Annotated in this window: 16 protein-coding genes; 7 read left to right on the forward strand and 9 right to left on the reverse strand. The window is 29.8% G+C overall.

Translation table 11 applies throughout. The features are described from left to right. Positions 1-16 precede the first annotated feature (16 nt). From ACVC08_RS12535 to ACVC08_RS12560, 6 genes are all read left to right on the forward strand, one after another. The gene (locus ACVC08_RS12535; protein WP_452602260.1) at positions 17-589 is read left to right on the forward strand and encodes a hypothetical protein; all 573 of its coding nucleotides are present in this window, start codon (positions 17-19) and stop codon (positions 587-589) included. Positions 590-591: 2 nt separating this feature from the next. Next, a complete protein-coding gene (locus ACVC08_RS12540) occupies positions 592-1,272 on the forward strand; it encodes a DUF2490 domain-containing protein (protein ID WP_452602261.1) in 681 nt (226 codons plus the stop codon). Positions 1,273-1,349: 77 nt separating this feature from the next. Continuing rightward, positions 1,350-1,946, forward strand: a complete 597-nt coding sequence (locus ACVC08_RS12545; protein WP_452599707.1) for an aspartyl/asparaginyl beta-hydroxylase domain-containing protein — start codon at positions 1,350-1,352, stop codon at positions 1,944-1,946. Positions 1,947-2,111: 165 nt separating this feature from the next. Beyond that, positions 2,112-2,459 (forward strand): YciI family protein, encoded by a 348-nt coding sequence (locus tag ACVC08_RS12550; protein ID WP_452599706.1) that lies wholly within the window; start codon positions 2,112-2,114, stop codon positions 2,457-2,459. A gap of 18 nt (positions 2,460-2,477) precedes the next feature. Continuing rightward, a complete protein-coding gene (locus ACVC08_RS12555) occupies positions 2,478-3,725 on the forward strand; it encodes an RNA polymerase sigma factor (protein WP_452602262.1) in 1,248 nt (415 codons plus the stop codon). Positions 3,726-3,889: 164 nt separating this feature from the next. After that, positions 3,890-4,669, forward strand: a complete 780-nt coding sequence (locus ACVC08_RS12560) for a GH25 family lysozyme (RefSeq protein ID WP_452602263.1) — start codon at positions 3,890-3,892, stop codon at positions 4,667-4,669. A gap of 1 nt (position 4,670) precedes the next feature. Here ACVC08_RS12560 and ACVC08_RS12565 read toward each other — a convergent pair whose 3' ends face one another. From ACVC08_RS12565 to ACVC08_RS12580, 4 genes are all read right to left on the reverse strand, one after another. After that, on the reverse strand, positions 4,671-5,222 hold the full coding sequence (locus ACVC08_RS12565) for a YfiT family bacillithiol transferase (RefSeq protein ID WP_452602264.1): 552 nt from the start codon (positions 5,220-5,222) through the stop codon (positions 4,671-4,673). A gap of 350 nt (positions 5,223-5,572) precedes the next feature. After that, positions 5,573-5,746 (reverse strand): hypothetical protein, encoded by a 174-nt coding sequence (locus ACVC08_RS12570; protein ID WP_452602265.1) that lies wholly within the window; start codon positions 5,744-5,746, stop codon positions 5,573-5,575. Between the two features lie 10 nt (positions 5,747-5,756). Continuing rightward, complete coding sequence (locus ACVC08_RS12575) at positions 5,757-5,930, reverse strand: hypothetical protein (protein ID WP_452599701.1); 174 nt, start codon at positions 5,928-5,930, stop codon at positions 5,757-5,759. 245 nt (positions 5,931-6,175) lie between these two features. Next, positions 6,176-7,894, reverse strand: a complete 1,719-nt coding sequence (locus ACVC08_RS12580) for a helix-turn-helix domain-containing protein (RefSeq protein WP_452602266.1) — start codon at positions 7,892-7,894, stop codon at positions 6,176-6,178. Between the two features lie 124 nt (positions 7,895-8,018). Between ACVC08_RS12580 and ACVC08_RS12585 the strand changes: the two genes are divergently transcribed. Beyond that, positions 8,019-8,195, forward strand: a complete 177-nt coding sequence (locus ACVC08_RS12585; protein WP_452602267.1) for a class I lanthipeptide — start codon at positions 8,019-8,021, stop codon at positions 8,193-8,195. Between the two features lie 144 nt (positions 8,196-8,339). On the opposite strand, the gene acs is transcribed toward ACVC08_RS12585, so the two are convergent. The 5 genes from acs to ACVC08_RS12610 form a co-directional block, all read right to left on the reverse strand. After that, positions 8,340-10,235 (reverse strand): acetate--CoA ligase, encoded by a 1,896-nt coding sequence (acs, locus tag ACVC08_RS12590; protein ID WP_452602268.1) that lies wholly within the window; start codon positions 10,233-10,235, stop codon positions 8,340-8,342. A gap of 16 nt (positions 10,236-10,251) precedes the next feature. Further along, positions 10,252-10,563: a hypothetical protein gene (locus ACVC08_RS12595; RefSeq protein ID WP_452599697.1), complete on the reverse strand. Its 312-nt coding sequence runs from the start codon at positions 10,561-10,563 to the stop codon at positions 10,252-10,254. A gap of 25 nt (positions 10,564-10,588) precedes the next feature. Further along, on the reverse strand, positions 10,589-13,891 hold the full coding sequence (locus tag ACVC08_RS12600) for a VCBS repeat-containing protein (RefSeq protein WP_452602269.1): 3,303 nt from the start codon (positions 13,889-13,891) through the stop codon (positions 10,589-10,591). A gap of 169 nt (positions 13,892-14,060) precedes the next feature. Then, positions 14,061-14,648: a LacI family DNA-binding transcriptional regulator gene (locus tag ACVC08_RS12605; protein WP_452602270.1), complete on the reverse strand. Its 588-nt coding sequence runs from the start codon at positions 14,646-14,648 to the stop codon at positions 14,061-14,063. A 6-nt stretch (positions 14,649-14,654) separates the two neighbouring features. After that, the gene (locus tag ACVC08_RS12610; protein WP_452602271.1) at positions 14,655-16,697 is read right to left on the reverse strand and encodes a beta-N-acetylhexosaminidase; all 2,043 of its coding nucleotides are present in this window, start codon (positions 16,695-16,697) and stop codon (positions 14,655-14,657) included.

Raw genomic sequence — 16,697 nt, forward strand, 5'->3', positions numbered from 1 at the left:
TTAAAAAAGGTTAAAAATGAAGATTACTCTATTGCTTTCATTACTTATAATAACACATTTGGCTTTCTCTCAAGACAAGTTTGAAAAAGAATCTAGAATTACTATAGATGATGTCCCTAAAAATGCTAAAGCATTTGTTTTTAAATTAACACCATCTAAAAAGGTAAAATGGTATTTAGAAGAAGGTTTAACAGAACAATCTATTGAAGCTAAAACAAAATACAACTCTAAAAAGTATAGTATAGAATTCGATACTTTAGGACAGTTACAAGATGTTGAAATAGTGCTCCATTACAAACAACTTTCAGACTCCTTAAAAGATGCTATTAACACCCATTTGAAATCTGTGTTTAGAAAATTTAAAATTAAAAAAATTCAAATTCAATATTCTGGCAAACCTGAAGCTATCTTAACGGCTTTAAAAGATGGTAATATTAAAGAACGTAATATTATAACCAAATACGAATTAATAGTAAAAGGAAAAACCGATGTCTCTAAAGACCTCTATGAATTTACGTATAACTCTGATGGTGTTTTTGAAAAAAGCTTGAAAATAATTCTTAAAAACACAGACCATTTAGAGTTTTAACAATGAAAAAGTACTGCCTTATAATCCTCATTATACTAATAAGTATAAAAAACTACAGTCAGGTAAAATATCAAATAGGAAGCTTACCAAGTTTTAACATTAACACATCATTAAAAAACAATTGGAAGTTAAATCTAAAAACAGAATTTAGACAATTGTTTAAAACAGGTGTTTTTAACGGTGAAAGTATTAATAAATACGAATACATACATACGGATCTTGCTTTAAATATTTCTAAAAAAGTAGGCTTAAACAACACAATAGGCGCAGGTTTCTTACTACGTATAACAGACGAGGAAGTCAAGCAAAGAGCTTTGCAACAATTCACGTTAGTATCAAATTACAGTACTTTTAAACTAGCTCATAGAATACGTACAGACCAAACATTTAGTAAAACGGAACCTACAGAAATACGAATACGTTATAGAATTACTTTTAATAAAGCCCTAAATGGTCTAACAGTAGATAGCAAAGAATTTTACTTGAAACTAAATCACGAATATGTAAATAGCTTTACAGGAAACCTTTACGATTTAGAATATAGAATTAATCCCAATTTAGGTTATGTTTTTTCCGATGACAATAAAATAGAGCTAGGTATTGAGTACAGAAACGACGGTTTTGTAAATAACGAAAATAGAAGTCGTTTTTTTGCAGTAATTAACTGGTATGTTAGTTTATAGAATTTCATAAAACCAATAGTCTTTTTTTAGTATATTGGTTGTTATTTAATGAATATACTATAAACTATTATGCTATTATGACAAATATAAAAGAACCCAAAATACAATTTAGAGACCGAATAAAACTACCTTTTACATTCGATGTCAATAAAATGTTAGCAGAATTTGAAGCCTTAAAATTAGGACACTTCGAATATTATAATGTTATTCAATTACGTGCTCCAGCACATTTAGTAGATACTTCGCTTCCCTTTCCTCCTCCCGCAGAAGATTATGCAGATGGCTCTTGGTGTGATTGGATGGATACTCCAGAATTAAAGCAATCGCCGTATTTAACAAGTGTTATAGATACCTTTAAACAACATACAGATGTTACTTTAGTTAGGTTGCTTCGTTTAGCACCACAATCTGTTGTAAAAGAACATACAGACCCTACTTTAGGTTTAGAGATAGAAAAATCTGTAATACGACTTACTATACCAATCCTTAATAAAGAAAATATAGAGTTTTTTTTAAATGGCACACCAGTACTAATGCAACCAGGAGAATGTTGGTATTTAAAGTTAACAGACCCACATAGAGTTAATAATTACGGACAAACTGAACGTGTTAATTTAACGATAGATATGAGGCCTAATGATTGGATTCGTAAGATAATTGCAGATAGCCTATAAGGTGTTTAATATACTTTTTAGGCAAAACGCATTTATAGAGATAGCCCGGAAATCATTTAAAAGTTAAACTGTTAAAACAGCTTAATTTAAAAAAAATTAAAAAAATGTCCCCTTTTATAATAGCACAAACGTCTTAATAGTATAAATAACTTAAAACATAAAATTATGAAAGAATTTATGATGATTTTTATCGGTGCAGATTATGCAGATTTAGGGCTTTCTCCCGAAGAACTTCAAAACCGTATGGGAAAATGGTTTGCATGGAGTGAAAAAATGGAAAAAGCAGGAATTACCAAAGGCGGAAATGCATTACATTCTAATATGCGACGCATTGTAGGTAAAAACCGTACAGTAACAGACCTTACTTCTGCTGAAGTAAAAGAAATAGTGGGAGGTTATTATATTGTAACTGCAAAAGATTTTGATGAAGTACAAGAAATTGCTCAAGATTTCCCTGATTACGATTTAGGTGGTACAGTAGAAATTCGTGAAGTCATGGTTTTCGATCATTAATAGCCCTCAAACTTAGTAATGAAAACTAAACTTATAGACCATCTATTTCGCCATCACAGCGGAAAGATGGTCTCCGTTTTAACACGCATTTTTGGTTTAGCTCATCTTGAAATCATTGAAGATGCTGTGCAAGATACTTTTATTAAAGCAAGCATTTCGTGGAGGCAACAACAACCAGAATACCCAGAAGCTTGGTTAACCCAAGCTGCAAAAAACAGAGTTTTAGACCTTTTTAGAAAACTACAAGTCGAAAAAAAACACATTCCAAATTTTAAGCAAGGTATAGAAGCGATAGCTATTAATGAGCTTTTTTTAGATACAGAGATTGAAGATGCTCAACTACGCATGATTTTTACAGCTTGCCACCCTAAATTAGATCCTAAAGACCGTATTGCATTTGCTTTAAAAACTGTATCTGGATTTAGTATAAAAGAAATAGGGACTGCTCTACTTACAAAGGAATACACTATAAAAAAACGTTTATCTAGAGCTAGAAAAGCCATACAGCTGAATAATTTAAAGTTTAAAATTCCACAAGGTAATGCATTACCAGAACGATTAGAAAGCGTTATGGAGGTGCTCTACCTTATTTTTAATGAAGGCTTCCATTCTAATAAAAAAGAAAAACTAATTCGTAAAGAGTTATGCGGTGAAGCTATGCGTTTATGCCAATTACTTTTAAAAAAGAGCTATACACGTACCCCAGAGGTTTATGCGCTCTTTGCCTTATTTTGCTTTCACTCTGCTAGACTAGATTCTAAAATAAATACAAATAACCAAATATTAGATTTAAAAACACAAGATCGTAGTTTGTGGCATTTACCTTTAATAGAATTAGGCAATACTATGATGACAAAAGCTGTAGAGTATAATACCTTTTCATGCTACCATTACGAAGCTGCTATTGCTGCAGAACATATACGAGCAAATCATTTTAACGCAACAAATTGGAATAAAATATTATATTGGTACCAATGCCTCTACAATTTACAACCAATGCCTACGCATGTACTAACTATGGCAGTAATTTGTATTCAAAATAAAGATTATAAACAATCTAAACACTATTTAAATCAATTAAATGCAGAAGATTTTGCCCAACGTAGCTATTTATATTATGGTACATTATCTGAATATTATGAAGCTACTGGAGTCTTAGAAAAAGCTATTAAATATATAGACATGGCCTTACTAGCTGTAACCAATAGTTTAGAAAAAGAATACCTCCTGAAAAAGAGGTTAGTCTTTTTAAATACTAAAATATAACCACAGTATAACTGTGTACAAATTATATTTTATATAAAATATATAATTATCAAACTATTTTATTTCTATAAAAAAAGATGTAACTTGCTTATAAATAAGTGCACCTCTACACCCCCAACTTATTCAACATCCCTATTTTACTAATTTTATTAAAAATCACTACAATGAAAACGCCAACTCATTTAGCAGTATTACTTTTCGTATTTTTAAGTTTTAACTGCCAATCGAATTCAAAAAAAACAAAACAGCCTACAAAAGCTACAAAACAAACAGAAACAAAACCAGTAAAGTCTACCAATACAAATAGTGTTAAGTACATTTACGGTATTGATATTTCTCATTATCAAGGAGACGAAGCTGATTTAATGACTAGAAGTAGAAATAACGATAGTATACAATTTATAATATGTAAAGCTACACAAGGCAAAGCATATATAGATCCAGATTTTAAAACTAATTGGGAAACCATTTCCAAAAATGGTTTTATTAAAGGAGCTTATCATTTTTACATTAGTACCGACGATCCTGAAGCTCAAGCTTCCAATTTTTTAAATACTATTAAATCACTAAAAAAAACAAATATTCCACCAATTGTAGATTTTGAAGAAGGAGGTATAGATACCTCTCAAAGTATAGACAGTATTCAAATTAATTTACTTCGTTTTTTAAATATCGTAGAAACTAGGACTAATAGAAAGCCTATGATTTATACCGATGATAATGTAGGAAACACTTATTTAAGTTTACCAGAGTTTGCCAACTACCCATTATGGATAGCCAATTACACTAATGTAAGCGCTCCAGTTTTACCCGAAGCTTGGCAAAATAAAGGATGGAATTTCTGGCAAAAATCTGACACATACGATATTAATAACATTGAAAATGATTTTGATGTTTTTAATGGCAATTTAAAAGACCTAAAAGAGTTTATTAAAAATAATTAAGTTATTCTTTGAGCCACTCTTTTTGTTTTAGCACTGTTTCTATATGTGCGTAATGGTGGTTGCTATGCCATGCATATATACCAACATTTTCTTTTAAAATAACAGTGTTATTAGTTTCTGGATGAATAAAACTTCTATCTAGATCTTTAAAAGTTAAACCTTTAAGGTAATACACCAATTTAGCATGTATCGCTTTTATGTGCAAAAGTGAATGTGCTATTGGTGCATTATAATCGAATTGGTTTGCCCAATCCTGCTCATTATAAGCTTTAATAAGTGGTTTATATTCTGTCATTGCCCATTTAAAACGTATATAACTATGATGATGGCTATCTGCAATATGGTGTATTACTTGCCTAATAGTCCAACCTTCTGGTCTATATGGTGTATTTAACTGCTCATCGTTTAAATGGTTTACTAAAGCATCTAAACGACTAGGTAAAGTTTCTAAAACCATAATCCAATCTTCAACTTGTTGTTCTGTAATTGGGTTTGGGCATTTAAATTGGCCAATTGGGTACTTTAATTTTTCAAGTGCTTCAGGAGTCATCATAAGCGTATTTTATGTTTAAAAATATTAAAATTAATATTTTTAAATACTTATGAGTACAAAACGCTAACCTAAATTGTAGAACTTTTTATTGTAATGTTATAGAAACAGCTAAATATGCTATCACTAAAATAAATTTTTAAAAAACTTTTAAATGGTAAAAAGCTGTCTAAAAAATAGAATCTTTATAACATCGAACTGGATTAGTATTCTTATAACAATTAAAAAATTAGTGAAGTTAAATAAATTCAGAATGACGTTTTTTAATACATTTTTTTAGACAGCTGCTTTACAAAAAGCATTATCATTTAACTTTGTAATGCTTTTTATATTGTGTTTTTATAATCTGCGTTTTATTGTTGTTGCACATCTGAAGTACATAGAGTGTCTTTTGAAAAATTTGTTATTGTTGTTAAATTAACAGTTGTTGTCCAACCTCCATTTATAGTTATTAAGTTGCTTTTACTTAGTTCTATAATATTTTTCTTTGAAAAATTTAATTTGTTGTCTTTTTTTATTGTCTTCATAATGTTGTGTTTATTGTATTTTAGAAAAAGTAGTTCCTCCTGAGCTTGTTACTAGAAAGGTACACCTAATATCGCTAGGCAATGTTGTATGTGTTCCTCCTTTAACTTTTATTAGCATTTTACTATTTAATTCAGATACAGATTTTTTATTAAACTGTAACTGCTTACTATTTTGTGTTTTCATAATATGTTTTGCTGATTAAAATTATACTTGTATGTTTTTTACATATAAAGTTTCTTATTTATCATTAAGTACTTCTTGGGTTATTATAGTGTACAAAAACAATAACCATTCAAAATTTTGATATCTCAAAGGAATTTTAAAAAAAGCCAAAATACAAATAAGCGTCTACGAATTTTATAAAATTCGTAGACGCTTAACACACTTATAAAATACTATATACAAGCCAATTAAATTAAATTTCTCTTTTATAAATTAGATACTTTTTTAATGTATACTGCTGGTGTAATACCAGTAGCTTGCTTAAAGTATTTTGTAAAAGAGTCTGTGCTTTTATAACCTATTTCTTGCGAAATGGCTTTAACCGAATAAGATCTTAATTGTTTATTGTTCTTTAGTTCTAATAAAACATAATTTATTCTTAACTCGTTTATATATACACTAAACGACTTATTATAAGTGGTATTTACTATTTTAGAGAGGTAAGATGTATTCGTTTTTAATCGTTTTGCCATATTATGTAATGTGCAGTCTTGTCTTAAAAAATAGTTTTGCTTCTCTAGTTTTTCAAGTTTTGTTATAATTTCCTTTACTTTTTCATTATCTATAATATATGTAGATTCATCTTTCTCTTCTTCTATAGCAATATAAGGTTCTTTTGTTATGGTATTTAATGTTGAGGATTGGTTTACTTCTATTTTAGTTTTATGTTCTTCTAATGCTTTTATCTTTAACATTAAGTTATTAAACAAAATCTTGTTTTTACTTTTTACTTTTTTATTTCTTATAAACACGGTTAATAAAACGAGAAGTAATATTATAGAAATAGCACTCCAATACCATTTTCTTTGTTCTTGCTTATTTTTTTCAATAGTTAATTCTTTTAAACTTAAATCATGCGTTTTGTTTAATATAGAAATACCTTTATTTTTTATTTTCTGCTCTTCTTCACTATGTTTTTTATAATAGTGCGATGACATTTCTGTATTATTTATAGCGTTATAACTTTCTGCTAATAGTTTGTAGCTTTTTGATATCACCTCTGGGGTTGTATACTTTTTTTGAAGTACTTTTTCTAAAATTTTAATTGTGTTTTCTGGCCTGTTTTTATTTTTATTTATTAGTGCTAATAAATAATTAGATTCTATTATAAATCTATCTGCTCCAAGAGAATTAGCAATTGTTACTGCTTCATTTATAGCTTCTATGGCTTGATTATAGTCTTCTTTTTGTATATAGGCTTCAGATTTAAACTTATATAAATAATATTGTAATTCTTCATTTTTAGAAGCTTTTGCATCTTTAAGTCCTATATCTATTAAATTAAAAACATGATCTAGTTTTTTATTACTAATGTATACTTCTATAAGGTCTCTTCTTGTTATTCTTATACTTTTTAGATTGTTTTCTTCTTTTACTTTATTGTATTTTTTTTCTAGTATTTTAATAGCTTTATCAGATAGTCCTATTTTATTATTTATAAAAGCTAGTGCTCGTTCTATTTTATCGTAGTCTTTAACTAATTTTTCTTTTTTTACTAAGGCATAGCATTCTTCGTATAGAATTAGTGCTTGCTCATAATTATAGCGCTTTTCAAAAATTTTACCTATATCGTATTTTGCCGTAAGTTCGCACTCTGAAGACTCACACAAGCTTAACACCTTGTAATAATAGTATAAACACTGGTCTACATTATCCATAATATCATAAGCTATTCCAAGAGAACCATAAGCCATCATAACTTTATCTTTTTCATTATTTTTTTTACTGAGTTCTAAAAAAGAGTTAATAAATGGTATGGCTTTTTCTGGTTTTGTGTATAGATTATTTCTTATAGAGTCTACTAAAACCTTTTCCTCATTTGATAATGTTGTTTCTTTGTTTGTATGTATTTCTGTTTCTTTTTTACAGGACACAATAATAGAGAAAAGTAGAAGGTATATTATATATGTTTTTTTTAGAGTCATCTATAAGATTTTTAAAGGTTTAGCCAGCAAAATACTAGGCGAATTTTATAAAATTAGCTACCTCTTGCTTTATATTCAATATTAATAAAAATAAATTTATAGTATTAACTTAAAATTATACTGCATGAAAGATTTGGAAAACAAAACATTATGTTTAAAAAAGCAAACTATTATAGAGTTAAACACTACTCAATTATTTAAAATTGTGGGCGGTTCCACCGATACTGGTTTTATAGGTAGTGAAAGAACAACGTCTTCTTTTCTTTGTAATTCTAATCAGTCTTTTAATATGACTCAATAGTTTTTTTCAATTTAAGCATAAAAATTATATTCTTGTTTATATCCAAATTATGGTATAACTAACTCGTAAATAAAATACAAGCTCATGTTGTACAACATGAGCTTGTATTTTATTGGTATTAAGATTAAGTTATAACATGTTAAATTATAACTTATTATCTATAATGTTTTTTACTACATCTGGATTTAATAGTGTTGATGTATCGCCTAGGTTAGAAGTTTCATTTGAAGCTATTTTACGTAAAATACGTCTCATAATTTTACCGCTTCTGGTTTTTGGAAGCCCAGCTACAAATTGTATTTTATCTGGTTTTGCTATTGGTCCAATAGTTTCGGCCACCTTATTTTTTATAGATTGTATCAACTCATTTGATGCTTCATAGCCATCATATAAAATAACATAGCTATATAGTGCATTTCCTTTAATATCATGAGGAAAACCTACTACAGCACTTTCTACGACTGCTTTATGTTCATTTATAGCATTCTCTATTGGTGCTGTGCCTAAATTATGCCCAGAAACGATAACGACATCGTCTACTCTACCTGTTATACGATAATTTCCTTTTTCGTCTCTTAGAGCTCCATCTCCAGGGAAATAATAGTTTTTATATGCAGAAAAATAAACATTTTTATAGCGTTCATGGTCTCCATATATGGTTCTTGCTATAGATGGCCAGGGTTGCTTAATTGCTAATATGCCTTCTGCTTCTGTGTTGTTAATTTCGTTGCCTTGCTCATCTAACAACACGGGGTTTATACCTACCATTGGTAGGGTTGCATATGTTGCTTTTTGTGGTGTAACGCCTGCTAAAGAAGATATTAAGATTCCTCCTGTCTCTGTTTGCCACCATGTATCTACAATTGGGCAGTTTCCTTTTCCTACATTATTGTTATACCAATGCCAAGCTTCTTCGTTTATAGGTTCTCCTACAGTCCCTAATGTTTTTAGGCTAGATAAATTGTATTTGTTTACTAATTCTACAGGGTGTTTTTCTAGTGCTCTAATGGCTGTGGGAGCTGTGTAAAATTGGTTAACCTTATGTTTTTCGCAAACCTCCCAAAAGCGTCCATAATCTGGGTAACTTGGCACGCCTTCAAACATAACTGTTGTAGCACCGCTTAGCAATGGGCCATATACAATATAGCTGTGTCCTGTTATCCACCCAATATCTGCTGTACACCAATATACATCGCCTTCATTATATTGAAATACATTTTGAAATGTGTAAGCTGTGTAAACCATATAACCGCCACAAGTATGCACCATGCCTTTGGGTTTGCCTGTAGAACCAGAGGTGTACAGTATAAAAAGCATGTCTTCTGCATTCATTGTTTCTGCAGGACAGTTAGCATCTACTTCGTTTAATGCTTCATGCCACCAAACATCGTTAGCATTCCAGTTTATAGCTTGCCCTGTGCATTTGTATACAATTGTTTTTTCTATTGAGTTACACGATTGTAAAGCCTCGTCTGCAATATCTTTTAATGGTGTTATTTTACTTCCTCTATTCCCTCCATCTGCTGTTAATAATACTTTACATGAGGCATCGTTTATTCTTGCGGCTAATGCAGTTGCTGAGAATCCTGCAAAAACTACAGAGTGTACAGCTCCTATTCTTGCACATGCTAAAACGGCAACGGCTAGTTCTAAAACCATTGGCATGTAAATACACACACGGTCTCCTTTAGTTACATTATTTGCTTTTAGTACATTAGCAAACTTGCATACCATTTCATGCAGTTCTTTATATGTTACATGTTTGGCTTCATCATTTGGATTATTAGGTTCCCATATAATAGCTGTTTGGTTTGCTCTTGTTTCTAAGTGTCTATCTAAACAATTTTCTGTTATATTTAATTGGCCACCATTAAACCACTTTGTCTCTGGTTTTAGCCAGTTATATTCTAAAACAGTATCCCATTTCTTTTTCCATGTAAATTTTTCTGCAATAGATGCCCAAAACAACTCTGGATTTTCAATACTTTCTTTATATGTTTTGTTATATGCGTCTTGTGTTTTTATTTGTAATACACTCATATTGCTTTTGTGATTTCTAATACATATCATCTAAATGTTTATGTATAGATATTATTTTATTAGTAATGCTTTTAGTTTGAGATAAATTTTTACTTTCTACATTAATTTCTATAACAATATCATTTTTAAGCTCTGTTACTTTATTAATATTAAATTTCCCTCCTGGAAAAAATACGTTTAACCCGTTTTGTTCTTCTTGTAAATATAAATCAAACTCACCGCTAATCCAATTTAAAAACTTATTGTATAGCTGATTATTGGCTAACGATTTTCTTTTAACCAATTGATGTTTCTTTTTTTTATTTAAAACAGCCTTTTTTTTAGTCATTACAATGCTTCGTTTTATTTTCTTTCTACTTGTTAATTTTCAACATTTTAAGACTACTATTCTTATTCAGAATAATAAAGTGTACTTCATTATTAATAAGTATTTGCTTAATGGCTTTAGCTTCTCCTTCATTAAAAAAACTACGGTCTCTATACCATTTTAATTCGCCTTTATTACCTCCTAATACAATGTAGCCTTTAGAGGCATCGTATCTTATGGTTTCAACCTCAGCTTCGTATATACTTCCTACGCCTAGAATATCTAAAAACCCATCATTATTTACATCAATACTTTCTACTCCAAGTGTTGGTCCTAATTGTGCTCTATTTGGTAAATTTTGTTTTGTAAATGTGCCAGCACCATTATTTATTAAAATCAACGATTCAAATGTGCTAGCTTTATAGTGTGTAGCATTTTTTAATTTATCTTGCCCGTATATTTCTGGCATGGTGGCTACTGCAAATTCTTTATACGATTTTAATTTATTATTTATATACGGAGTTTGCTGAGACGAGCATTCTTTACCTCTTACTGGTATTAATGCTCCTGTTTTAGATACTTTACTTAATGCTATATCAAAGGTGTTATTGGCATCAAAATTATCTGCATAAATATGTAATGGTTTTTCTATGGTTGGGTGAAATTTATTGTTAATTCCTAAATTTCCTAATACGTAATCTACATTTCCATCATTATTTACATCTATTTCTTGTATGGTGTTGTACCAGCCACTGGTGTTTTTTAATGCTTCAATTTCTTTTTTTCTGAATTTCTTATCATCATTTTCATACACTATAATTGGCATCCACTCTCCTACAACCAATAGGTCTTTATCTCCATCATTATCGTAGTCTGAAAAAACGGCATCATTAACAATACGTAAATCTGAAACATGATCCATTATTTCGTTAGTTACCTCTATTAGTGTTCCGTTTTTATTTTCTAATAGATAAGATTGATTAGATAAAGGATATTTACCATGTACTACCCTAACGCCTACAAAAATATCTAGATCGCCATCCTCGTCATAATCTGAAACTGCAATGCTACTTGAATTTACTCTTAAATTAGGTAATGCATTACTTTTAGTAAAATGTCCTGTTCCATCATTTATATATAATCTATCTTGTAAAAATGGGCTATTCTCCTCAAATTCATAACCGCCAGAGGTTACATATAAATCTAAATCGTTATCATTATCTATATCTATAAATTTTGCATCGGTATCTTCAAAGTCTTTATCTTTATTAAAGGTTTGCTCGCTTATTTTTATAAAGGTAGCATCGCTTTTTTGTATGTATAATTCTGCCTCTGCTCCTTTTGCATTACCAATAAACAGATCTTCTAACCCGTCATTATTAACATCTGCTACAGCTAATGGAGAACTTATTTCTGATTGTTTTTGGGGTAATAGCAATTGTAAATTAAAGTCGTTGTATGTATTTTCTTTTTGTTTATAGTGTATTCCTATTTTTGTAGGGTCTATGCTTTTAAATAAACTTGGTGCGTGTGTTTCTTTTATAGAATCATCGAACTTATCTGGCATATAATCTACTCTAAGTGTCTGGTTTACTTTTATATTAGTTAAACGTTGTACCGATTGGTCTGGCCACTTAATAAGGACACTGTCTATGGTGGTTATATTTCCTAATCCGAAATGAACTTTATTTGTTACTGAGGATTGATAGCCTCTACTTACATATAATGTTTTACTTTGTTGTAGATTTTTAGCATAAATATTTATTTCACTTCCTATTCCATCTTTGTTTTGTTCACTTCCTTTAAGTTTAAAACTTATAAAATTGTTTGAGGTATTGTTTCTATAAATATGTGCTTCTTCTTCTTGGTTATTTACAACTAGGTCTAAATCGCCATCGTTATCTAAATCTGAATACACAACGCCATTAGAATTAATTTTGTCTTTAAATCCCCATGCGTTAGACATTTTAGAAAACGTTAAATCGCCATTGTTTTTATATGCATAGTTTTGCAATTTATTGGAAGGCATCATACTTATGGCTTCTTCTAAACTCACTTTTTTTCTATTCATAATGTTTTGACGCATCTGATTTCTAAAATCCTGATTAGAAAGGTCGTTTGTAATACCGTTAGTTACAAAAACATCTTTTAAACCATCATTATCAAAATCTGCTATTAATGGTGCCCAAGACCAATCTGTTTTTGCTACGCCTGCTAGTTGAGCTATCTCGCTAAAGCTTCCGTTTCCGTTATTTAACTGTAACGTATTAGACATGTATTGATAATGATATCCTGCGTCTACCAACTTATTAAAGTTGCTAGTACTCATCGTTGCCATGTTTTTTTTACTTCTAATATGGTCTTCTGCTAGCATGTCTAACACCAATAAATCTGATTTAAGATCATTGTTAACATCCTCGAAGTCTGACCCCATACTGTTATTAGACAAATGGTTAAACGTTGTTAAGCTGTGATCTGTAAATGTGCCATTTTTATTATTTAAATACAGGTAATCTGGTTGTAAAAAATCATTAGCCACAAAAACATCTGCCCAACCATCGTTATTAAAATCGCCTATTGAAGCGGATAATCCCCAAGCTTTATTTGCAATCCCCGAACTGTTTGTTACGTTTATGTATTTTCCATTTTCATTTTTAAACAATTGGTCTGAAGCATAATCTTCTATTTGCTTGTCTTTAACTAAATCTAAGCTTGTATTATTTCTAAAATCGGCACGATGATTTACTAAATACATATCTAAATCGCCATCGTTATCCATATCGAAAAAATACGATTGTATAGAAAAACCATAAAAATCTAAACCATATTGGGCAGCACTTTCTTTAAAAGAGTTGTTTTTTTGATTAATAAATAATTTGTTTTTTCGTTTTTCGTGGTTGTTTAAAGCTCCCGATTTACATACATATATATCTAACCAACCATCATTATTTATATCTATCATGGTCACACCTGTTGTCCACCCTTCTTTGTCTTCTACATTAGCTTTATCTGTTATGTCTTCAAATTTAAAATTGCCTTTATTAAGGTATAATTTATTAGAGTGTTGATTGGCTGTAAAATATAAATCTTCTAAACCATCATTATTTACATCTCCAGAGGCCACACCTCCTCCATTGTAAATGTATGAGTAATTTAAAAAGTTAAAATAAAGATCCTCTTTTACTGTATTAGAAAATTGCACATTGGTATGCTTACTATCTACGCGTTCAAAAAGAGTTTTTGATATCGGTTTTTTTTCGGTATTGGAGCATCTTGATAATAAAATGACTATTAAAAATAAATAACAAAAATGTTTTAGTAATCTGTATTTATGTAATAGTTTCATCATATTATATTATGCTAGTAATGCTACTTAATATATGTTTTTTGTTTTTAGCTGATTTACTAAATTTATTAATAGGTCTTCTTGTAAAGCTTACTACTTTTATATATTTATACAACATCTAATCGCATTTTTGTAGAATCCCCTATGGGTAATAAGTAATCTATTTATTTTTTTAAGCACTAAGATCTAGTTCTAGGTTTTTAATCTTTAATAAAAGTGCTTTAACTGCATTTCTTCCTATTTCAAAACCTATTTTATGACGACAACTATTAATGCTTACTTTTTTTTGTTTGGTAATGTTTATAATAGGAACGCCTTTATTTATAAATGCTTTTAAATGCTCACATTCTCTAGTTTCTACGATTTCTTTTTTAGTTGAGGCAAAAATTACCCCATCTATAATATTACTTCTTGACAGGAGATTTGAATATTTTACTTCATTGTTAAAATCATTGCTTGTTTGATACATCATAATCTTATAATCATTTTTATAGGATTCTTCTGTAATTCCATTTAAAGTGTTTAAAAAAAAGCCTTCATGTAAATCTGGTAGTATAACTCCTATTATAAAACTCTTTTTATTTCTTAATGCAGATGCGTGTATATTTCGCTTATAATCTAGAGAATTAGCTATTTTAATTACTTTTTGTTTAGTCTTAGTACTTATTTCTGGACTATTACTTAAAGCTTTAGATACTGTGGATACAGATACATTTAAAATTGATGCCATATCTTTTAATGTGACACTACTAGTTCTCATAGGTTATTAGTGTATTGAATAGTTAGTTTTACAATATTTTATTAGTGTTTTAAAAGCATCTATTATTGCTAATTCTACATCTGCATAGGGCTCTTGAAGTGCCTTAATAGAAACAGATAAGGTTTGCAAATCTTCTTGGGTTATTTTTTTATTATTTATACTTTTTAATATTAATGTAGAGGTTAGAGATAAGTTTTTAGATAATGGTTCTAAAGGTTTTATGTTTGGGTTTTTAATTATTGGAGTTAAACCTTCATAATTTGTAGCCCACTTTTTTAAATAGTTTTTAATTTCTGCTAAATTATTTTCGGTAATCCCGTTTTCTCTTGCTATTAGTTTATTAAATGCGGTAGCTTCTTCTGCATCTGCAACACAAGCGTCTGCGAATAGAGTAAAAGGAGAAAAGGACTTATATTCTGTTCCTCCTTTATTTCTTGTATATACTTTTAATGGCTCACAGAGTCTTGACAGTGTTTTTAATGCTTCATTATCGTTATGATTACTAATATTTCTTAGAATTACTGCTCTATTTTTAATGTGGGTAATACCTAATTCTTCTAATTTATTATTTACATCTTTTAAGCGATGTAACATATTATCTATGTTATTAATAGTTTTGGGTGACCAGAATCGTTCTGCTATTGCTGCTGTTCTTGGCCAAATTCTAGAATCTATGGTTAAAGGGGTTACTAGTTCGCTCCACATGGTTGCTTCTCCTCCTAAAATTCTTTTTCGCTCTTCTTTTGTTAGCTTTACATTGCCTATTGGGTCTATGCTATAATGGTGCTCTACAGAAAGCATTCTATCTATATAATACCCATTAGAGAGAACTGTTTGGTATCCAGTTTTGGCTGCTTTAATTAACGAACCTCCTTTTTCCATACCTTCATTTTCTCCTCTCCAAGAATGAATTACTGCAGATGTAGGCATATCCTTCGTCATTATTTCATCCCATCCCATTAATTTTTTACCTAGCTTATTTAATATCTTTTCTAGTTTTATATTAAAATAGGTTTGTAAATCGTGATTGGTTTTTAATTTATGTTTTACCTTAAAGGCTTGAATCTCCTTATTTTCATCCCAATGTTTCCCTTCGTTTTCATCACCTCCTATATGAAAATATTCATCTGGAAATAGTGGTGTAATCTCTGTAAAAAGATTTTCTAAAAACGTGTATGTAATATCTCTTGTTGGGTTTAAAGTAGGGTCGAAAACGCCTGCATAACGCTCTATGGCATAATTGTAATCCTCCTTACTTCCTAATTCTGGATAGGCTGTTAATATTGCAGAGGCATGTCCTGGGACATCAAATTCTGGTACTACTCTAATTCCTAAGTTTGTAGCATATGCTACAACATCTTTAATTTGCTCTTGTGTATAGTATTGTTTATCTGATGCTAACTCTTGAAGTTTAGGGTATGTTTTAGATTCTACTCTAAATCCTTGATCGTCTGTTAAATGCCAATGAAACACATTTAATTTAACTGATGCCATTGCATCCAGATTTCTTTTTATAACATCTATAGGTTGAAAATGTCTAGCCGCATCAATCATTAAACCTCTCCATACAAACCTAGGAGAATCGCTTATGGTTACGCCTTCAAAATAATAACCGTTTTCATTATAATTAGTTAGTTGTAATAATGTTTCCAATCCTCTTATAGCACCAACATCTGTATTTGAAGTGATTTGTATGTTATTACTATTTACTATTAAATTATATGATTCGTCTGTATTAATATTTAAACTGGCAACCGTTTTAAATGTCACTTCTATTGAAGCCGGTTTATTATATAATGGAAATCCGTTATCTATAAATACTCCTGTTCTATTAGTTAATCGTCTAAGAAAATTAGTAGCAACATTACAAACTCTACCTTCGTCTGCTCCATTTATAGAGATCGTAACGTTGCTATTAATTAAAAAATTAGTTGTTGTTGTTTCTATCTTTTTTGGCCATGGCATTAAATTATACTTTTCCATTAACTCGCTTTGCGCGTGTAATGTATAGGTTAATGCAAAAACCGCTAAAAAAATTATTCTATTCAT

It is taken from the genome of Pontimicrobium sp. MEBiC06410, from assembly GCF_053601615.1.